Source organism: Chryseobacterium edaphi, assembly GCF_025628985.1.
GTDB classification, from domain to species: Bacteria; Bacteroidota; Bacteroidia; order Flavobacteriales; family Weeksellaceae; genus Chryseobacterium; species Chryseobacterium edaphi.
Genome location: NZ_JAOTEM010000004.1, coordinates 252038 through 272013 on the forward strand (window position 1 = coordinate 252038; position 19976 = coordinate 272013).

16 protein-coding genes are annotated in these 19976 nt (G+C 34.2%); 9 read left to right on the plus strand and 7 right to left on the minus strand.

The annotated features are described in order from the left end of the window. Positions 1–8: 8 nt before the first annotated feature. The 3 genes from NZ698_RS15615 to NZ698_RS15625 form a co-directional block, all read right to left on the minus strand. Entirely contained in the window at positions 9–560 is a 552-nt protein-coding gene (locus tag NZ698_RS15615; protein ID WP_263004130.1) for a biliverdin-producing heme oxygenase, read from the minus strand. Between the two features lie 15 nt (positions 561–575). Next, a complete protein-coding gene (locus NZ698_RS15620; protein ID WP_263004131.1) occupies positions 576–2786 on the minus strand; it encodes an ATP-binding protein in 2211 nt (736 codons plus the stop codon). 242 nt (positions 2787–3028) lie between these two features. After that, on the minus strand, positions 3029–4042 hold the full coding sequence (locus NZ698_RS15625) for a nucleoid-associated protein (RefSeq protein ID WP_263004132.1): 1014 nt from the start codon (positions 4040–4042) through the stop codon (positions 3029–3031). A gap of 474 nt (positions 4043–4516) precedes the next feature. Here NZ698_RS15625 and NZ698_RS15630 point away from each other — a divergent pair, with 474 nt between their 5' ends. From NZ698_RS15630 to NZ698_RS15640, 3 genes are all read left to right on the plus strand, one after another. Further along, positions 4517–4648 (plus strand): hypothetical protein, encoded by a 132-nt coding sequence (locus NZ698_RS15630; protein WP_263004133.1) that lies wholly within the window; start codon positions 4517–4519, stop codon positions 4646–4648. Between the two features lie 49 nt (positions 4649–4697). Further along, positions 4698–5096 carry a DUF7674 family protein gene (locus tag NZ698_RS15635; protein WP_263004134.1) on the plus strand — a complete coding sequence of 133 codons (399 nt, stop codon included), beginning with the start codon at positions 4698–4700 and terminating at the stop codon, positions 5094–5096. A gap of 260 nt (positions 5097–5356) precedes the next feature. After that, on the plus strand, positions 5357–5911 hold the full coding sequence (locus NZ698_RS15640; protein ID WP_263004135.1) for a hypothetical protein: 555 nt from the start codon (positions 5357–5359) through the stop codon (positions 5909–5911). Positions 5912–5970: 59 nt separating this feature from the next. On the opposite strand, the gene dnaK is transcribed toward NZ698_RS15640, so the two are convergent. After that, positions 5971–7866 (minus strand): molecular chaperone DnaK, encoded by a 1896-nt coding sequence (gene dnaK, locus NZ698_RS15645; RefSeq protein ID WP_263004136.1) that lies wholly within the window; start codon positions 7864–7866, stop codon positions 5971–5973. A 150-nt stretch (positions 7867–8016) separates the two neighbouring features. Beyond that, positions 8017–9297, minus strand: coding sequence for a T9SS type A sorting domain-containing protein (locus tag NZ698_RS15650; protein WP_263004137.1), 1281 nt, complete (start codon positions 9295–9297; stop codon positions 8017–8019). Between the two features lie 132 nt (positions 9298–9429). Here NZ698_RS15650 and ppk1 point away from each other — a divergent pair, with 132 nt between their 5' ends. From ppk1 to NZ698_RS15680, 6 genes are all read left to right on the plus strand, one after another. Continuing rightward, on the plus strand, positions 9430–11502 hold the full coding sequence (gene ppk1, locus NZ698_RS15655) for a polyphosphate kinase 1 (protein WP_263004138.1): 2073 nt from the start codon (positions 9430–9432) through the stop codon (positions 11500–11502). Positions 11503–11778: 276 nt separating this feature from the next. Next, a complete protein-coding gene (locus NZ698_RS15660) occupies positions 11779–12663 on the plus strand; it encodes a Ppx/GppA phosphatase family protein (RefSeq protein WP_263004139.1) in 885 nt (294 codons plus the stop codon). Between the two features lie 57 nt (positions 12664–12720). Continuing rightward, positions 12721–13179, plus strand: coding sequence for a hypothetical protein (locus NZ698_RS15665; protein ID WP_263004140.1), 459 nt, complete (start codon positions 12721–12723; stop codon positions 13177–13179). Positions 13180–13646: 467 nt separating this feature from the next. Then, on the plus strand, positions 13647–14291 hold the full coding sequence (locus NZ698_RS15670) for an NAD-dependent epimerase/dehydratase family protein (RefSeq protein ID WP_263004141.1): 645 nt from the start codon (positions 13647–13649) through the stop codon (positions 14289–14291). Positions 14292–14390: 99 nt separating this feature from the next. Continuing rightward, positions 14391–17459: a choice-of-anchor I family protein gene (locus NZ698_RS15675; RefSeq protein WP_263004142.1), complete on the plus strand. Its 3069-nt coding sequence runs from the start codon at positions 14391–14393 to the stop codon at positions 17457–17459. A gap of 183 nt (positions 17460–17642) precedes the next feature. Then, positions 17643–18359 (plus strand): barstar family protein, encoded by a 717-nt coding sequence (locus tag NZ698_RS15680; protein WP_263004143.1) that lies wholly within the window; start codon positions 17643–17645, stop codon positions 18357–18359. A gap of 104 nt (positions 18360–18463) precedes the next feature. Here the strand turns inward: NZ698_RS15680 and NZ698_RS15685 are convergent, their stop codons facing one another. Continuing rightward, positions 18464–18712, minus strand: a complete 249-nt coding sequence (locus NZ698_RS15685) for a NifU family protein (protein WP_263004144.1) — start codon at positions 18710–18712, stop codon at positions 18464–18466. A 41-nt stretch (positions 18713–18753) separates the two neighbouring features. Then, positions 18754–19857: an Mrp/NBP35 family ATP-binding protein gene (locus NZ698_RS15690; RefSeq protein WP_263004145.1), complete on the minus strand. Its 1104-nt coding sequence runs from the start codon at positions 19855–19857 to the stop codon at positions 18754–18756. Positions 19858–19976 lie beyond the last annotated feature (119 nt).

Sequence of the window (19976 nt, forward strand, 5' to 3'; positions counted from 1 at the left end):
TAAAGAAATTAATTAACGTTTAGTAAAAACGTATAAAGTTTTTTAGCTCCGGACAATACTTCGTTGTAGTTTTCTTCTGTCACTTCAGTATCCAAAACCTCTTTGAAGCTCTTCCACATTGGTCCTGTATTTTCCTGATAACATCCGAAAAAGTTGAAGGTTACCTCGTCAAAACCTTCCGTTTTAGAAAGCTGTTTTGCAATGACATTTCCACCCAGAGTAGAACCTTCAATCACATACATTGCTCCTAAAGCTTCATGTTCATTGGCAAATTCGAGATCGTGAGAAGCCGTTTGATTGTCTAAAGCTAAACTTAACAGATCTTTTTCAATCAAAGGAAGTTTTACTCTTTTATCCAAATGAAGTTTTTCAGAGAATTTATCGGAAAGACTGCTGAATATTTTGTCTTCACTATTAAGAAGCATCAAATAATTGGTATTGATGATTTTTTTGTAATCTTCTAAAGTGAAAGTTTTGCTGAAAATTTTATCAGAACTAAATAATTTTTCTGCTGCATCATGAAACTCAGCGGTGTTTTGTTTTAAATATTCAGAAACCATTTTTTGTTTAAAATTTTAAAGTTGTTTCACAAATTTAGGGTTTTGAAACGTTAAAATAAAACAAGTCCCATTAATACTGCTTTCATAATCTACATTTCCTCCAATTCGGTTCATAATTCGGTGAACGATTGAAAGTCCGATTCCGTTTCCTTTGAATTTTCGGGCATTATCCATCCTGTTGAAGATCTTAAACATTCTATGTTTTTCAGTTTCAGGAATTCCGATACCATTGTCGGTGATCTTGTAAATAACCTGCTCTCCGTCTTCCATACCCTCTATCAAAACTTCAGGTTGATCTTGCTTTGAAGAATATTTGATTGCATTATTGATGATGTTCAGAAAAACCTGATGCAACAACGTTTTATCCGCCAAAACACTCGGACATTCTTTGATAATCACAATACTGTTCGGACTGTCAAAGGTCAATTTTGCATTCTCTGTGATCTTCTCAATAGCTTGTTGCGTTTCCAGATTTTCGAGCTGAATCTCGCTGTGTTTTGCTCGGCTTAACTGTAGTACATCATTCATCATTTCAGCCATATTGTCGATTTCATCGATAATAGAACTGATCTTATGTTTATTTTTATCTGAAGTTTCAGAAAGGCTTTTCAGCAACATCTGTGCATTCAGCTTCATTACAGTTAATGGAGTTCCCAAATCATGGGAAATGGTGTATGAAAAACTATCCAATTCTTCATTTACCTTTTTAAGCTGCTCGTTGAGTCTTTTTATAGTAACATATTGTCGGTGGGAAGTTTCCAAAATCACATCCCGGATAGACTGTATAGCAATCTCATTTCTACTGCTCCATCTTCTTGAACTTCCTTTAATATCTTCTTTGAAAACCTCAAAAGACGTTCTTGGTGAGACAATATTTTTTTCTTCTCCGTTCTGAGAAAATACACCGATTTTCTTTTCAGGATTTCCTGCCCAGTTGATATGATCGTCAAATTCTTTTCTGAACCAGATCAGCAACTCGTTTTTACTTTTTTCAACAAAATAAATAACAATCCCGCCAACAGTTTCGTCAAGACCTAATTCTTCTCCAAAATCCTTCAGAAAACTTCGGCTGATAAAAAGCATTTCTTCTGTATTTTGGTATGCCCAATCTACAATTTTATGGATGGCTTCGTGTTTCGGAGCTACTCCGTCGGTGACGATATAATTTTCTGAAACAACTGCCAAACCGTCTGCTTCAGGTAAATTTCTGATTGCGGATTTGTTTTCAACAAGTGATTCAAATAAAGTATTATATTTTAAAAATTCGGCTTTTAATTGCGATGCTCTTAAACTTAAATCTAAACGATATTCGAGTTCTTTTTTAGACTTGAAAGATGAGTAAGCATTGGATGCCAAAACAGTGAAAATTCCTGCCTGTACACGATCTTCCAGATCAATATGCTTAGCTTCAGAATTCTGACAAGTCACTAAACCCCAAAGTTTATCATCAATAATGATTGAAATACTAAAGCTTGATGACGCCCCAGAATTTTTAATGTACTGACCATGAATTGGAGACATCGCACGTGATGCCACAAAAGTAAGATCTATTTTGTCAATCTTTTTACTGATAATTTTTACCGGCTCAGAATATACATTACTGAAAATTCTTTTTCTTTTTTTTCTGTAAAGTTCTCTTGCCTGTCTCGGAATATCAGATTCTGGATAATGAAGTCCCAAATAGCTTTCTAAGTTATCATTGGTTTTTTCAGCTATTACTTTACCAGAGCCGTCTTCCATGAATTTATAAACCATGATACGGTCATAATTGATAATATTGAAAAGGGTGCCCAAAAGCTGATCCCAGATTTCTTTTTCGTTATCAATAATATAGAAATTGTCGTATTTGTTGGTAATTCTTTTATTAGGATTTCCGATAACGGCCTCAAATTCAAAGAAAATATGATCCTGACTACGGAAAACGGAGAAGTGATATTCTTTGTTCCCGATCAAAATTCTATCAAAATAAGTTTCGTTGTCTCGTCGGATAAGATTTTCTAAAGATTCGAAAATATCTGAAGCCATGACGGTATGAAAAAGCTCCGGAAAGTCTGTCAGTTTCTTTCCAAAAAAGGTTTCAGAGTTTTCAATATTAAAAATATCTGAAATATTTTCACTGAAAAAAGATATGGTTTTAGACTCCGCATCGATGCCAATCAGATAACCAAAACTTTGTATATAACCCGGAATATGGATGGGTTCTTCATGACATTCAACAAAATTCATAGATAACACTTAAAGAATCAAAGTTAATGATTTTTTCGCCCAAAAGTTACTTTGTGGTACTCAATATCAAATTTACACCTATAATTAATAGTAATTATATTTTTTTAATGTTTCATTAACATTATTTTCATATTTTGTATTAAAAATTTACAATTTATCAATACAATTCTGAATCGTTTTATAATTTAAAAATATATAATTCACCAATTGACAAGGAAATTTCAAAAACTCAATATTAGTTTTTAAACTTCCTTATCAAAGTAAAGCATATAATATTTTCCTTTTTCGTCCTGCCCCTGTTCGAGCATTTTCCGGTCTCCATGAATATAAATATGGAAATTTTTGTCTAATTTGATAATACTTTTAAAATGCCTCTGCGTTTTCTTCACTGCAGCTTCACTGATCGGAAATTCTTCTGAAATATTGATCTGCATTTCCTGCTCGTAATCGGTTTTAAAATTGTTAAAACTTTCAATAACGTGCTCGTCTTTTAAAACTTCGGCAGCAAATTCGTCTAATTTAAATTCTTCTTTTTCTTTAAAGAAATTGATCGACTGATTCAAAAAATCTGCCTGATCTGCCTTTGAAACCTCAAATTCCTGCGGAAGCTGCTTGGTGATATAGTCTTTGTAAACCATCAAAGCTTCCTGCGTATGAAAATACTCATCGTCACGCTGTTTTACTTTGAGGAAATCTTCGAACCAGTAATACATATCACCGTTTTTATTGTTGTCAACTACAGAAAGCACATATCCGCTTTCTTTACTGCTGTTGTAGATCAGCGCAGCTTTATCAATTTTCGAAAGACTGATCCCCTGATCTTTATCGATTTCGAATGATTCGTTTTTAGGAAAAATTTTCAAGAAAGACTCTCTTTTTTCGGTTTTGAAAATCCCGATTTTATCAACTTTATCGTCACCTTCACGATCGTCTTCAAAGTAAACAATAAATAACTCGCCACCCTGAACTCTTGGATTTTCGGCAGCTTCAAAAAGATGCTTTGCGAGGTTTTCAGATTCCCATAGAAACTTTGCTTTGTCTTCAAAAATTTCGGAAACAGAACTGTAAACAGGATTATTGACTAAATATGAATCGCTGTAAAACTGATACGTTTCTTCAGTTTTGAATGATCCTAAAAAATAATTCTCCAATAACTCAACAGTTCCTTCATCTAATTCAAGTTCTTCCTGAGAAAGTAAAAGAGATTCTCCATTAATTTTATTTCCGACTCTGTGTACTACAATTTTTGAAAACATCTTTGATTTTTTGTGGACTGCAAATATATTAATTAAATCAAACAATCTATTACCTTTCATTTTGATAAAAACATTATCATTTTGAAATCATTTCTATTTAATCATTTAAATACAATTAATTGATTTAAAACAAGATAGATAATAAAGTACACAAAAGGAATACGTTTGGTATCCATAGTTTTAAACCTACTAAAATGGATTTAAAAACTTTAAACAAAATCGACACACTCAGAAGACTGAAAAGCAGAGGACCACAAACTCCCAAATGGTTAAAATCTAATACGATTTTACTGCTAACTTTTTTATCAGTTGTAGTGGCAGTTTTATGGAGTCTATTTTAAATTGAATTACTAAATTATCATATTACATGATACCTTAAACTCATTAGTTAAGACAAATTAAAACAGGCAAGATACACTTTCATTACATAATTTTCACATCTTATTACAAAAAATAAACCCAAATTTTAAACTTATGAAAACAAAAATCAGAAAAATATCAGATTGGAAAAACTGGAAAACATCAACTACAAAGCATAATGCGGAAATTCTGATCACACATGTCGCTGTAATTGTCGCCGTATTTATTTTTGCTGCATTTCTATAAATTGGTACACTTTTAGTTACACATAGAATGTTTAAAAAATATTTTAACAATGAAGAATTTTGAAGCGGATACTATTAATGAAACTCAGGCAATTGAGCATTTAAAAATATTTTATCCAACAATTCAGAACGAAATTTCGCAGCTTTCTGCACAAAATAACTTTCCTGCAATCATACAGTCGACGGTTGATTATCTAAAAGTTCTATTACAAGAGTCTAAAATCAACATCGTCAACCGAAACATCAAAATGATGGAATGGCTTTACAAAAATGGTACTTTCACAGTAAAACACATTATTGAAAATCTGTTTATCAGATCATTTGGAAGCCTTAAAAAGCATACTGACATTCAACAGTGGAACATTCTGTACCAGTTTATGCCGATCGAATTTCAGCAGATCTATCTTAATCAGACCCGACTGGATGAGATCATGTTTAAGAAGAATTAAATTTTGCAATAGACAGCGCCCAAGCTTTTAGTTTGGGCGCTGTCGTTTTATTTAGGCAAACACTAGTCGTTTTTTTGTAATTTCTTTCGCAAAATGTCCGTAAGTTAGATTTAAAGTTTTTTTAACTTTAAATTAAAAATTACATATTTTTAAAAACTTATGATTTGAATTAAATTATGCAAGTTAAATTTAAAATTACCATATTATTTCTATCTCAAATATTTTTTTGCACTGCGCAAATAAGTAATAATTTGAAAAAAATGATTGAACCACTCGATCAACAATACTTTAAAATTATGCTTGCTGAAAATTATAACGAGGAAGAATATTCTGATCTAGATAAAATGTTTACCAAAGCGTCAAAAATCGCAACAAATGATGAATTGTTCTACTTGGCGTTAAATGGAAATACATTTGTTAGAGTGCATTCAATTTCACCTTTAATAGAAAGAAATGATAAGAGAATTATTTATTTATATAGATATTATTCTGAATTTCCTTTATCTTATAAACAGAAAATGGGATGTGTTATAAGTGATCAAGATATGGCTTTAAGTAATATTCGTTCAAAAATTATTTACAGTATCAAAAATTTTGAAGATTATCAATACATAAAAGAAAAAGACGAAAAAGAACTGAGATTATTTTTTTCCGAAGATGAAATAAGAACTTTTGAAGACTTTAAGCTTGATGATTTCAAAAATTACTTAAATGAATTTAATAAAATCGATAAAAAATTTATTCCAAATAGAATTGAAACGCTAGAAATGATTAAACAAGCATGGAAGGATGAAAAAATTCAATCTCAATATTAAAACCAAAAAATCCCCAAGCTTACGCTCGGGGATTTTATTATTACTTGACTCAATGAGTATTATTTTACTTCTTCAAAGTCTGCATCCTGTACATCTTCTGCACCTCCAGCATTTCCTTGATTCTGAGCTCCTGCATCAGCACCTTGACCTTGCTGTCCTGCTGCATACATTTCTTCTGAAGCTGCCATCCAAGCTGCATCTAAAGCTTCTGTTTTAGCTTTTACATCTTCTCCGTTTTTAGCTTCATAAGCAGTTTTCAATTCTGCATGAGCAGATTCGATTGCTGCTTTTTTGTCAGCAGACAATTTATCTCCAAATTCTTTCAATTGCTTTTCAGTCTGGAAGATCAATCCGTCAGCTTTGTTGAAGATCTCAACTTCTTCTTTTCTTTTCGCATCATCCGCAGAGTTTTCCTGAGCTTCTCTTTTCATTCTTTCGATTTCCTCGTCAGAAAGTCCTGAAGAAGCCTGGATTTTGATAGACTGCTCTTTTCCTGTTCCTTTATCTTTAGCAGAAACGCTCAAGATTCCGTTTGCATCGATATCGAAAGTTACTTCAATCTGAGGAACTCCTCTTTGTGCTGGTGGAATATCTGTTAAATCAAATCTACCGATCTCTTTGTTATCGTTGAACATTGGTCTTTCACCCTGTCCTACTCTGATGCTTACAGCTGGCTGGTTGTCAGATGCTGTAGAGAATACTTCAGATTTCTTTGTAGGAATTGTCGTGTTAGATTCAATCAATTTAGTGAAAACTGAACCCATAGTTTCGATACCTAAAGAAAGTGGCGTAACGTCTAATAAAAGTACATCGGTCACGTCTCCAGTTAAAACTCCACCTTGGATAGCTGCACCGATTGCTACAACCTCATCCGGGTTAACTCCTTTTGAAGGTTTTTTACCGAAGAATTTTTCAACTTCCTCCTGGATGATTGGGATTCTTGTAGAACCACCTACCAAGATTACTTCGTCGATATCTGAGATAGAAAGACCTGCATCAGAAAGCGCTTTTTTACAAGGCTCCATAGATCTTCTTACCAAGTCAGCAGATAACTGCTCAAATTTAGCTTTAGTTAAAGTCTTCACTAAGTGTTTAGGACCTGTAGCTGTAGCTGTAATATAAGGAAGGTTGATTTCAGTTTGAGGAGAAGAAGACAACTCGATTTTTGCTTTTTCAGCTGCTTCTTTCAATCTTTGTAATGCGATTGCATCAGATTTCAAGTCAACACCTTCTTCAGACTTAAATTCGTCTGCCATCCAGTTGATAATTACATCATCAAAGTCATCACCTCCTAAGTGAGTATCTCCGTTTGTAGACAATACTTCGAAAACTCCGTCTCCTAAATCAAGGATAGAAACGTCAAAAGTACCACCACCTAAATCGTATACTGCAATTTTCTGATCTTTGTGAGCTTTATCCATACCGTAAGCCAAAGCTGCTGCTGTTGGCTCATTGATAATTCTTTCTACTGTAAGACCTGCGATTTCTCCAGCTTCTTTAGTAGCTTGTCTTTGAGCATCGTTGAAATAAGCAGGAACAGTGATTACCGCTCTTGTCACTTCCTGTCCAAGATAATCTTCAGCAGTTTTCTTCATTTTTTGAAGGATCATTGCAGAAATTTCCTGTGGTGTATATTCTCTATCGTCGATTTTTACTTTTACGGTATCATTTGGTCCGCTTACAACACCATAAGGAACTCTAGAAACTTCAGAAGCATCGTCTTTGAAATGTGTTCCGATGAATCTTTTGATTGAATATACAGTTTTCGTAGGGTTTGTTACTGCCTGTCTTTTTGCAGGATCTCCTACTTTTCTTTCACCGTCTTCTGTAAACGCTACAATTGATGGCGTTGTTCTTTTACCTTCTGCATTAGGGATAACTACAGCATCTTTACCTTCCATTACCGCAACGCAAGAGTTGGTAGTACCTAAGTCAATTCCAATTATTTTACTCATAATATTATATATTTTTAATTTTTAAATTTAATTACACTCTCACTTTCTCAATATCTGTACCATTAGATTTTTTGTGACAAATTGACACAAAAAAACAAAACTCCGATTAAATCAGAGTTTTGTTTTAGTACAAATTGGAAATATTATGACTTATTTCTTAATAAATTTCATAGACTTGATGAATTCTTTTCCATCGTAAGTTCTTACATAATAAACTCCGGAAGCAAAATCATTCACATCTATTTTATCTGTTTCATTTTTAATAAAAGCTCTTTTCACCAATCTTCCTTCTGAACTGAAAATTTCTACTTCATTAATATTTACAAACGGTGAAGCAATAGAAATAAACTGTGTTGTCGGATTTGGAAAGATATTAATTGAGCCTGCCTTTTCAACCTCATTTACAGAAAGAAAAGTACATGCATTGGTATTCAAAAGACTTGCACGTGGTGATGAAAGCACAGTTTGAGTAATTGTTTTCTGATTATTGGTAAACATAGCCATTGAAATATCGTCTACATAATCCATATAATTCATAAACATTGATCCATTTGCAGTTGGTGTACATGCATATGTATTGGTTGGATATGTAGGTGTTCCAAAATATGCATAATACGTAGCGGGAGTATCAGCACATCCATCACTCCATCCTGTAGTTCCACAAACTGTAGGATTTGGATTTTGAGGTAAATTTCCTTCTCCCCAGATATGATCTAAACCGAAATAATGCCCTATTTCGTGAGTAGCAGTTCTTCCCTTGTTATATGTTGTATAAGGATAAGTTCCAGCCGTACCCGTTGTACCAAAAACCTGATAAGCAATACATAACCCATCATCTGCGTAACCGGCTGCTGCAGGAGGATAAGCCCATCCCAATAAATCAGTATCAGTAAATGCTCCGACCCAGATATTTAAATATTTTGTAGTGTTCCAAGCTGCATCACCACCATTTGCTGCACTGTAATAATAATCATCAAAAACAAAATTACTAGATACTAATTTTCTCAAAATCCCAGTTGTCGTATTTCCATTAGGATCTTTTGTTGCCAGACAAAAGTTGATTTCTAAATCTGCTGCTGAAGATTGAAAAGCTGCAGGAACTACTGTATTAAAGTCAGAATTAAGTTTTCTGAAATCGGCATTCAAAACTGCCAACTGCGACTGAATTTGTGCGTCGGACACATTTTGAGTTGCGTTTTTATACAGAATGTGCACTACTACAGGAATAGTGACTACAGTCTGAACATTTTTTAAATGGGGTGCAATATTGTCAGCATTTTTTAAAAATTCAGATAATTGGTCATTTTTAAGTTTTGCTTCCGGATGTTTTTTTGAAAATTCATTCCATTTTTCGTCAAAATTACATCTAACATGTTGTGAGAAAAGCCCCAAACTAAAAGTTGTTGCTAAGAGTATACAATACTTCTTCATTTTTTTCGTCAAATATAATAATTTGATTGAAAACGTGTACTATCAAATATAAAAAAATTAATCTAATATTAATTTTAGCATTTATGAAAGATTACTAATTATTAGTATTTTTGATAAATTTTACTAATATCTATGTCAGTACACTTTAATCCCAGAGATATTACCTGGTTGGCGTTTAATGAAAGAGTTTTGCAGGAAGCGATGGACGAAAATGTGCCGCTTCATCTCAGAATCAGATTTCTTGGGATTTTCTCTAATAATTTAGATGAATTTTTCAGAGTGCGTGTTGCAGGTCTTAAACGTGCTATGGATTTTAAAGAAAAAGTAATTGCTGAATCTTTTTATCAACCACCTTCAAAAATACTTCAGAGGATTAACGAAATTGTCATTACACAACAAGCAGACTTCGATAAAACCTGGAAAAAAATACAGGTTGAAATGGCAGAACAGAAAGTTTTCATTAAAACTTCAAAAAACCTCACTGCCAGACAAAAAGAATTCGTAAGACAATATTTTGACGAAGTTGTAGAATCTAATGTCATTCCTATTCTTCTTCACGAAAATACTCCGATGCCGTATTATAGAGACAAAAGTTTGTATCTGGGTGTGGCTATGAGAAAAAAAGACTGGCAATATCAAAGCAATTATGCAATTATTGAGATTCCTTCGCGTTTTGTGGGTAGATTTGTTTTGTTGCCAACTGAAGATTTAGAGGAGAAAAATGTTATGCTTTTAGAAGATGTCATTACATTTAATCTTCCTCATATTTTCTCTTATTTCGGATATGACGAATTTTCTGCCAACGCATTTAAAGTTACAAAAGATGCAGAAATGGATATTGATAATGACATCCGAACCAATTTTGCAGAAAAAATAGAAAAAGGTCTTAAAAACAGGCGTAAAGGAAAACCAACACGTTTTGTTTTTGATAAAGATATGGACAAAGCATTGCTAGAATTGCTCATCCGAAAATTAAATTTAAGCAAAAAAGACAGCATCATTCCTGGTGGAAAGATTCACAACTTTAAACATTTCATGGATTTTCCTGATGTCTTTGAATATTATAAAAAACCTATTGAGCGAACTTCATTTGCACATCCAGCCTTTGAGCATGGCGAAAGAGTAACTGATGTAATTCTAAAACAAGATGTTTTATTAAGTTTTCCATACCATACTTATACTCCTGTTATTGATCTTTTACGTGAAGCTGCGATGGATCCGGATGTTAAATCAATCCAGATTACAGCTTATCGTTTGGCAAGCAGCTCAAAAATCATCAATGCCCTAATTTACGCCGCCAGAAACGGAAAAGATGTCACCGTGATGCTCGAACTTCAGGCAAGATTTGACGAAGAATCGAACTTGATGTGGAAAGAAATGCTGGAGCCTGAAGGAATCACCGTTTTGATCGGACTTCCTGACAAAAAGGTTCACGCCAAATTGTGTGTCATCAAAAAGAGAGTTCACAACAAAACGGTTCAGTACGGATTTATCAGCACCGGAAATTTTAATGAAAAAACAGCAAGAATCTACGGTGATCATTTAATCATGACTTCTGACAGAGGCGTGATGGCAGATATCAACAAAGTATTTAATGTACTTAAAAAGCCAAAAGAAGATTATTTGGCTGTTTTGAAAACCTGCAAAAATCTCTTGGTTTGTCCGCAATTTATGCGTGAAAAAATCGTGCATCATATAGATAAGGAAATTGAAGAAGCAAAGACAGGTAGAAAAGCAGAGATGATCATCAAAGCCAATTCTGTAAGTGACCGCGGACTTATCCTTAAAATGTATGAAGCTGCAGAAGCGGGAGTTGTGATCAGAGTGATTGTGCGAGGTATTTACTGTGCCATTAATCAGAAAGATTTTAAGCAAAAAATAAAAGCCATCAGTATTGTAGATGAATATCTGGAACATGCTAGAGTAATGTATTTCTACAATAAAGGTGCTGAAGATATGTATATTTCTTCTGCCGACTGGATGAACAGAAATCTTGATTACAGAATAGAAGCTGCAGCGAAAATTACCGACAAAAATCTGAAAAAAGAACTGAAAGATATTCTCGACATTCAGTTAAAAGATAACGTAAAAGCAAGAATTTTAGATAAAAAACTGAGCAACGAATACATCAGCAACGACGAAAAAGAATGTCGCTCTCAAATAGAAACCTATAAATATCTGAAAGCAAAAACCACAGGGAAATAGATTTTTGAAACATTAAGAGTGTTTAATTTTTAAGGATAAATAAGCTTTAAATTTTTAAAATTTACGAAGGTAAATCCATTAAGCAGAATGCTTGAATCAATTTTTTGATTCTTAATAATTCTTAGTAACTCAATATTCTTAATGTTTAAAATGGTAAGAATAAGCATTAAACAGTCTTTACAAGTAACTTAAAGAATTAATTTTTGTAAATTCGGCTTTTAAAATTAACCTGTTTTAATTAAACAACTGAAATTCAATAAAATACCAATCAAAGAAATGATCATTGCAGCGATAGACATAGGAAGTAATGCAGCCCGGCTTTTAATTAACGAGGTGAAAATTCAAAACGGAAAGCCAGAATTTATTAAATTAAATCTTCTGCGAATTCCTTTACGATTGGGAATGGATGTTTTCACTTTAGGAAAAATCGGACAGGAAAGGGAAAAAATGGTCTTAGACTCAATGAAAATTTTCAGCGATCTGATGAAAGTTTATAAAGTTGAACATTACAGAGCCTGCGCAACAAGTGCAATGCGTGATGCTTCTAACGGAAAAGAAATTATTGAAAAAGTAAAAAACAGTTCAGAAATAAATATCGAAATCATTTCCGGAGACGAAGAAGCAACTTTGGTTTATGAAAACCATGTTGCAGAAGGTCTCGACAAAGATTTCGCCTATCTTTATGTAGATGTTGGCGGAGGTTCTACCGAATTGACATTCTATGAAAACGATACGATGATTTACGAAAAATCTTTCAACATCGGAACCATCCGTCTTCTCAACAATCTAGTGACAGAAGACAACTGGAGAGAAATGAAAGAAGAAATAAAAGTCAACATCAACAGCAAAAAACAGATTGTAGCCATCGGTTCGGGTGGAAACATCAATAAAGTGTTCTCAATGAGCAAAACCAAAGACGGAAAACCGATGTCCATTGCTTATTTGAAGAAAGCTTACAAAGAATTCAATGATCTTACCGTCGAGGAAAGAATGACCAAATACGGTTTCAGGGAAGACAGAGCCGATGTATTGGTGCATGCCTTAAAAATCTATAATTTTGTCATGCATTGGGCAGAAATCAACAAGATTTTCGTTCCGAAAATTTCTGTAGCGGATGGATTGATTCATAATATTTATGAGAGGGTTTCTGCGGAGGAATAAACAGGCATTCTATAACTCTATAAATATCTAAAGAATGATTAGAACTAATTTTATTTTATGAAAATCAAATTTCTTACCTCTATTTTAGCGTTCCTTTTTTTCACACATTCTTGTGACAGACAGAAGAAAAATGCTGATTCATCAAAAAATAAAGTAGAAATTAAAACAAATACTGCAATGCCGAGAGAAAAAAATAAAATTTCTATACTAGAAAAATCAATGCTAGAATATATGGAAACTGCAAATCCTTCTTATACAAGAATTGATGTAGATGAATGCACAAAGATTCTAAATAATTATGTTTCAGAAATATCAAATTCCAAATCGAGAGATGAAGGAATGGAAATTGTAAAAACTACCGTTGAAAAGCTAAATAAGCTCAATGAAAAATGCAATTTTGAACTTATCGAAACATCCGAACGTGAACAAATTGCAGAAATTCTGATTGTAGAAAGCAGCAAAAAAGGCTATAATACGCCTGAAGAAGATATTACTGAAGAATGGAGAGAATGGTAAATCATTTTAAATACATTTTTTCAGAATAAAAATTGACGAAAAATTCTCAGAAACAATCTATTTTTATACTATCCGGTTGCATTTTGTGACCGGATTTTTTCAGGAGCTATTTCCCGCTTTCCGTTGTATCTTTTTTGCAATTCCCTTCGGCTCCGCTCAGGAAACTGCAAAAAAGGATGCCACTGCAATCGGGGCTAAAAGTGATCGTCATCAATTCGAGAGAAATCAATAATTTTGACAGAATTTGGACTTAGGAAACTGTCGTCAATTCGAGTCAAATTCTGAAAAAATTTTGTATCGAGAACCAGTGGACTTCAGTCAGCCCATAAATCAAAAGTTCTCGATACGATTTTTTTTAAAATCTACTTGAACTCTTAATAGTTCAAATGTTAAATTTAAATTCATCATTTTTAAAGTAAACACAAAGAAACAAACGTCATTTAAAACAACTAAAAAATAAACTTTAAATGAAAGTAATTTTAACGGGAGCAACAGGAATGGTAGGTGAAGGAGTTTTAATGGAATGTCTTGAAAACCCAAATGTTTCTGAAATTCTAAGTGTGAGCAGAAAACCATCAGAAAAAAAACACGCAAAATTGAAAGAATATCTCGTTCCTGATTTCTTAAAAATAAACCTCAACGACGAGAACTTCAAAGGTTATGACGCCTGTTTTTTCTGCGCAGGAATCAGCAGCATGGGAATGAACGAAGAAGATTATACCAAAATCACTTATGACACAACTTTACATTTTGCAAAAGCAGTTCTCAGTCAAAATCCTGAACTTATTTTTAATTTCGTTTCCGGAAGTCACACAGACAGTTCCGAAAAAGGAAAAATGATGTGGGCACGAGTAAAAGGAAAAACCGAGAATGATTTACAAAAACTTGGATTTAAAGGTGTTTACAATTTTCGTCCCGGTTTTATGAAGCCTGTAGAAGGTCAGAAAAATGTGAAGACACTTTTCAAGCCTTTCATTTGGTTTTTTCCAATGATTTCTCCATCGAAAACACTTACGCTGAATCAGGTGGGCAAAGCAATGATCAATGTAGTAAAGCGAGGTTATTCACAATCTGTTTTGGAAATTGAAGATATTAAGAATTTAGCGAAATAATTCAAAATACAATACTTATAATTAATCATTTGTTAAAGTTTAATTAAAACCTTCACACAGATAATTCTTCATTTTTGCACCAATCTAAATATTGTAAAAATGAAGAACAAATACCTTTTCAGAAGTTTGTTACCGATTGCAGCCTTATTTCATGGTGCAGTTTCAGGACAGACGACTTTGGTTCATTACTGGAATTTTAACAACAACGCTTCGGTTGCAGCCATCACGACTCCAACTTCAACGCTTTTGAATGGTTCTATTGCTGCAACTTCCACAGGAACAGGAAATACAGATACTTTCATCGATTTTGCAGGCGGAACATCCCAAAATTTTGACGTTCAGAATTTAAATGCAAGAAACGGAGACGCTTCAGGTACGCATTTGAGATATAATTATCCGATCAATGGTAATGTACAGTTTAATTTACCTACAACAGGATATAATAATGTAGTTGTAAAATTCACGACAAGAAGATCAGGTTCAGGAGCAGGAACACAGTCTTGGTCTTATTCTCTGGACGGAACTACTTTTATTCCGTATCAAACGGTGACTTCGCTGGATGCCAATCCTCAATTGATCACATTTGACTTTTCGACAATTTCAGGAGTTGCCAACAATCCAAATTTCAAACTTAAAGTTCAGTTCACAACAGGCGCAGGAGGAAATGTAGGAAACAATCGTTTCGATAACTTCACAGTCGACGCAACGGCAGTTGGCGGTGTTGACACCACTCCACCGACTGTAACTTATTTACCGGCAAACAACGTCAACAACGCTTCTACAACAGTAAATCCCACAATTACTTTTAACGAAAATGTAAGATTGCTGGACAATTCTGCGATTACAGCCGCAAATGCTCAGAGTTTGGTAGAATTAAGACTGACAAATGCTACAGGAGCAGTTGTACCTTTCACAACAACATTCAGCAACAATAAGATTACGGTAATTCCTACTGCAGGTTTGGTTCCTAATCAAGCATATTATTTAGCTTTAAAACCAAATATGGTGGAAGATACAAGCGATAATGCGCTAACCACAACTACTTCTACCACTTTCACAACAGCAGGAACAACAATTTCATTAGATAAAACATTTGTAAAGGTTAATGAAAATGCAGGAACATTGGCATTCAAGATCAATGTTAACAATCCTTCAAATGCGACAGTGAATCTGGTTGTAAAACCTGCACCTTTCAGTACGGCAAACAGCACTGACTTTACTTTAGCAAATCAAACTATCAATATAACTCCGACAACGACAAGTGTTACCGTTAATATTCCAATTATCGATGATACTTTGGAAGAGCAAATGGCTGAATATTTTGTTTTAAGTCTTGAAAATCCTGTAGGAGCAACTATTTCAGGAGAAGCATTATCTACAGTTTATATTGTTGATAATGATAAAGCAGCTCCGGTTGCGTCAAATCAGGTTCAGTTAAATTACATCGGAAGCTTTGATCCTTCAGGAAACAGCACGAGCTCAACAGAAATTGTAGTTCACGATCCTGCGACACAAAGACTTTTCACCATCAGTTCTTTGACAGATGTTTTTGATATTATCAATTTTGCCAATCCACTTGCACCAACCGTTATCAGCACAGTAAATATGCTTCCTTACGGTGGAATTACAAGCATTGCCGTGAAAAACGGAATTATCGCTGTAGCTTCTCCAAACGGAACCAACGCACAAGGAAACGGATCTGTTGTTTTCTTTGACATCAACGGAACTTTCCTGAAACAGCTTTCTGTAGGAGTTTTACCGGATATGATCACTTTTTCACCAGACGGAACAAAAGTAATGACCGCTAACGAAGGAGAACCAAATGATGCATACACGGTAGATCCGGAAGGTTCGATCAGTATTATTGACATTCCTTCTTTAACGGTTGCGGGAATTCAGGCATTAACACAAACGAATGTAACTACACTTGGATTTACACAGTTTAACGGCCAGGAAGCAACATTGGCTGCTTCAGGAGTAAGAAAAGTAAAATCTACAAGCACTTTGGCTCAGGATCTTGAACCGGAATACATTGCAATAAGTGCAGACAACCAGAAAGCATGGGTTTCTTGTCAGGAAAACAATGCAGTAATTGAGGTAAATTTAGCTACAAAAACACTAACAAGCATTTGGGGATTAGGTAAAAAAGACATGAGTCTTCCAGGAAACGGTTTTGATGCTTCTGACAATAATGGAGAAGTATTAATTGCCAATTGGCCTGTAAAAGCTTATTACAATCCGGATGCAATGGCATCTTATAAAGTTGGAAGTACAAACTACATCGTTACCGCAAACGAAGGAGACGAGAAAGATTTAGGAGGATTCAGTGAAAGAACTACTGTGGGTGCAGCAACTTACGGTTTAGATTCAACAGTTTTCCCGAATGCTGCGGTTCTTAAATCTTCAAATAATTTAGGAAGATTCAGAGTAACCAATGTAAACGGAAATACAGATGGCGATGCAGAATATGAAGAAATTCATGCTTTGGGAGCCCGTTCGTTCTCAATTTTCAATGCCGATAGCAAGCAGATTGTTTACGATAGTGGAGATCAGTTTGAAAGATATATTGCAGCCAATCATCCATTGATCTTCAATGCTGATAACGAAGCCAACGGTGCTAAAAACAGAAGCCGTGCAAAAGGTCCTGAACCGGAAGGAGTAACTTTAGGAACAATCGGAACTCAAACTTTCGCTTTCATCACATTAGAAAGAACAGGCGGAGTAATGGTTTACAACGTAACAGATCCGAACAACGTAACGTTCACAGATTACAAACATTCCAGAACGACATCTTCATACGGTGGTGACAATGGGCCGGAAGGAATCACGTACATCTCACCTGCAAACACAACGACAGGAAAAGGGTATGTAATTGTTGCCAACGAAATCAGCGGAACTTTATCAATGTACGAAGTTAATCCTTCTCCAACTTTATCTACAGGAGAAGTGAAAACTGAAAAATCAACCTTCAATATCTTCCCAAATCCTGTAAACAAAGGAAATACATTGTATTTTAACAGAGCACAAGGTTACGAATTGTACGATATGAGCGGAAAACTTCTAGGAAAAGAGAAAAATGCTTTAACGATAGATACTTCAAAACTAAACACAGGAGTTTATTTAATTAAAACTTCAGAAGGTGAAGTGAAAAGAATCATTGTAAAGTAACTTTTATATATTTGATTTTAATGTAGCCCTGGTTTTTGCGGGGCTTTTTTATGGAAAAGCTTGTTGTGAAATTAACCTTTGCCTTAAAGTCAGCCTTGTCAAGGTTAATCTATAGACTGATGATAATCTTGACAAGTTTTAGTTTTGTAGGAAATTCAGTACTTTCACTTAAATTTAATTATAATGTTTGGATTTTCATTAGATTCGGGTCACCACCCACCTGAGCTTATCACAATTATAGAGGATGTGAAAAATTTGGAAAGTAATAATAAAAGTATTGGTTACCGAGAATTACGTCTTTTAAATGTAGAAAATATTGCACGGTTGAAAGCGACAATTGATGAAGCAACAATCAATTATGATAACAATGGATTTATTCATTATCTAAACGAAAATCAAGAAGTTATCACTTATACTTTTATCAGTAAACTTAAAGTGATTAAGTCAAAGAAAAACAATATCACTTTAAGCGGTTCCGTATGGCATCAACCAAAAGGTTTCTTAAAAGCCTTCAAACTGTTTGGTAATAACGAAATAACTACAAAAAACAAATGGAGGGAATTCAAAAAAGACGAGCTGCAAGGTTGGCTGGTTTTTGCTTTATGCAGTAATAAATTAACAGAAGAAAAAGAGATTATTGAAATAATAATTGATGGCAATGATTTCAACAATTTAGATGAATTTTTCTGTGTAATTGGTGAAGAAATAAATGGAATTACTGGTTATTTTGGAAGAGACATTGGTTCCTTCAACGATTGTTTAAGAGGAGATTTTGGAGTTAAATCAATTTCTAAAATTACATGGATGAATCATTTAAGAAGTAAAAAAATACTAAGAAAAAAATTTAATGATCTGGTAGAAATTTTTAAAGAATATAAAATTAATTTGATTTTCAACTGAATTTTAGCATAAGATCTTAACCTCACTAAGGAGACACTACACATTTTAGAACAAAAAAAGACACACTAAAAAGTCTGTCTTCAAAAAATATATTAGGGTATTTTTTATTCTACGTTCACTACTTTCGTAATTTCAGGAGCGTGTTGTTTGATGGTGTTTTCAACACCCAGTTTCAGGGTTGAAAAGTTCAGAGAACAGCCGGAGCAGTTTCCCAAAAGCTTTACATAAACAGTGTCTTCTTTCACATCAATCAACTCAATATCTCCACCGTCTTTGTTCAGAAACGGACGAATGCTCTCAAGAGCTTCCATTACCTTTGTTACAGTTTGTTCGTGTGCTATATTTGTCTCCATATTTGAATTTGGTTTTTCAAAAATTAATTTGAAATCATTATTTATTTTTTTGGTGAGCAACCAGCCATCGTCGTGATTTTCACGGCTTCTGTTGGCGGAAGAAACTTATTTCTTTCGACCAAGCTCTCTACCATTTTTCTTGCAGTTTCTACATAGATTTCTGCAATTTTTGAATTTTCCTGAAGCGCTGCAGGTCTTCCCACATCTCCCGCTTCTCTGATGCTCTGAATCAACGGAATTTCACCCAAAACAGGAATTTTTAAATCATCTGCCAAATATTGCGCTCCCTGGTTTCCAAAGATATAATATTTATTGTCAGGTAATTCTTCCGGTGTAAAATACGCCATATTTTCTATCAATCCAAGAACCGGAATGTTGATACTTTCCATCTGGAACATTGCAATTCCTTTTCTAACATCCGCCAATGCAACATGTTGAGGTGTACTTACAATCACCGCTCCTGTAACCGGAACTTCCTGAATGATTGATAAATGAATATCACCAGTTCCTGGAGGAAGATCGATTAACAGGAAATCCAATTCTCCCCAAGCTGCGTCTCTGATCATTTGGTTTAAAGCTTTAGAAGCCATTGGACCTCTCCAAACTACCGCTTGATTTGCTCCTGAAAAATATCCGATAGAAAGCATTTTCACACCATAATTTTCGATAGGCTTCATCAAATTTTTTCCGTCAATTTCTACAGAAATCGGCTTCTGACCCTCTGTATCAAACATGGTAGGAACAGACGGACCATAAATATCGGCATCTAAAATTCCGACTTTAAAACCCATTTTAGCTAAAGTTACCGCAAGATTGGCAGCAACCGTAGATTTACCAACACCACCTTTTCCGGATGCGATGGCGATAATATTTTGAATTCCAGGGATTTGTTTTCCTTTGATCTGACTTAGCTGAACTTCGCTTGGCTCGGGAGAAACTATCTTTAATTTTAAATTAATATCATCTCCAAATTCACTTGCAAAAGCCTGCTTCATTGCTGCTTCAAGCTTCTTTTTTTCGTGCATTGCCGGTGAATGAGCGGTCATGTCGATGTATACATCGCTGCCCATTACCTGAAAGTTACTCACCAAATCATCTACTTCTATTTCTTTAAGGAAATCCTGAACCTTTTCTTTAGTCAACATAAAAATATAAATTGTCTACAAATTTACGGAAATTTTACCTATTTAGAATCAATAAAGATGGCGATAGATAAATTCTTTTGTAGAACGAATTATTGTAGTATTTTAGGGGGATTTTAATT

Coding starts and splice junctions, on each gene's coding strand:
- NZ698_RS15615 (WP_263004130.1), bottom strand. CDS start 560: ATGGTTTCTGAATATTTAAAACAAAACACCGCTGAGTTTCATGATGCA.
- NZ698_RS15620 (WP_263004131.1), bottom strand. CDS start 2,786: ATGAATTTTGTTGAATGTCATGAAGAACCCATCCATATTCCGGGTTAT.
- NZ698_RS15625 (WP_263004132.1), bottom strand. CDS start 4,042: ATGTTTTCAAAAATTGTAGTACACAGAGTCGGAAATAAAATTAATGGA.
- NZ698_RS15630 (WP_263004133.1), top strand. CDS start 4,517: ATGAAAACAAAAATCAGAAAAATATCAGATTGGAAAAACTGGAAAACA.
- NZ698_RS15635 (WP_263004134.1), top strand. CDS start 4,698: ATGAAGAATTTTGAAGCGGATACTATTAATGAAACTCAGGCAATTGAG.
- NZ698_RS15640 (WP_263004135.1), top strand. CDS start 5,357: ATGATTGAACCACTCGATCAACAATACTTTAAAATTATGCTTGCTGAA.
- dnaK (WP_263004136.1), bottom strand. CDS start 7,866: ATGAGTAAAATAATTGGAATTGACTTAGGTACTACCAACTCTTGCGTT.
- NZ698_RS15650 (WP_263004137.1), bottom strand. CDS start 9,297: ATGAAGAAGTATTGTATACTCTTAGCAACAACTTTTAGTTTGGGGCTT.
- ppk1 (WP_263004138.1), top strand. CDS start 9,430: ATGTCAGTACACTTTAATCCCAGAGATATTACCTGGTTGGCGTTTAAT.
- NZ698_RS15660 (WP_263004139.1), top strand. CDS start 11,779: ATGATCATTGCAGCGATAGACATAGGAAGTAATGCAGCCCGGCTTTTA.
- NZ698_RS15665 (WP_263004140.1), top strand. CDS start 12,721: ATGAAAATCAAATTTCTTACCTCTATTTTAGCGTTCCTTTTTTTCACA.
- NZ698_RS15670 (WP_263004141.1), top strand. CDS start 13,647: ATGAAAGTAATTTTAACGGGAGCAACAGGAATGGTAGGTGAAGGAGTT.
- NZ698_RS15675 (WP_263004142.1), top strand. CDS start 14,391: ATGAAGAACAAATACCTTTTCAGAAGTTTGTTACCGATTGCAGCCTTA.
- NZ698_RS15680 (WP_263004143.1), top strand. CDS start 17,643: ATGTTTGGATTTTCATTAGATTCGGGTCACCACCCACCTGAGCTTATC.
- NZ698_RS15685 (WP_263004144.1), bottom strand. CDS start 18,712: ATGGAGACAAATATAGCACACGAACAAACTGTAACAAAGGTAATGGAA.
- NZ698_RS15690 (WP_263004145.1), bottom strand. CDS start 19,857: ATGTTGACTAAAGAAAAGGTTCAGGATTTCCTTAAAGAAATAGAAGTA.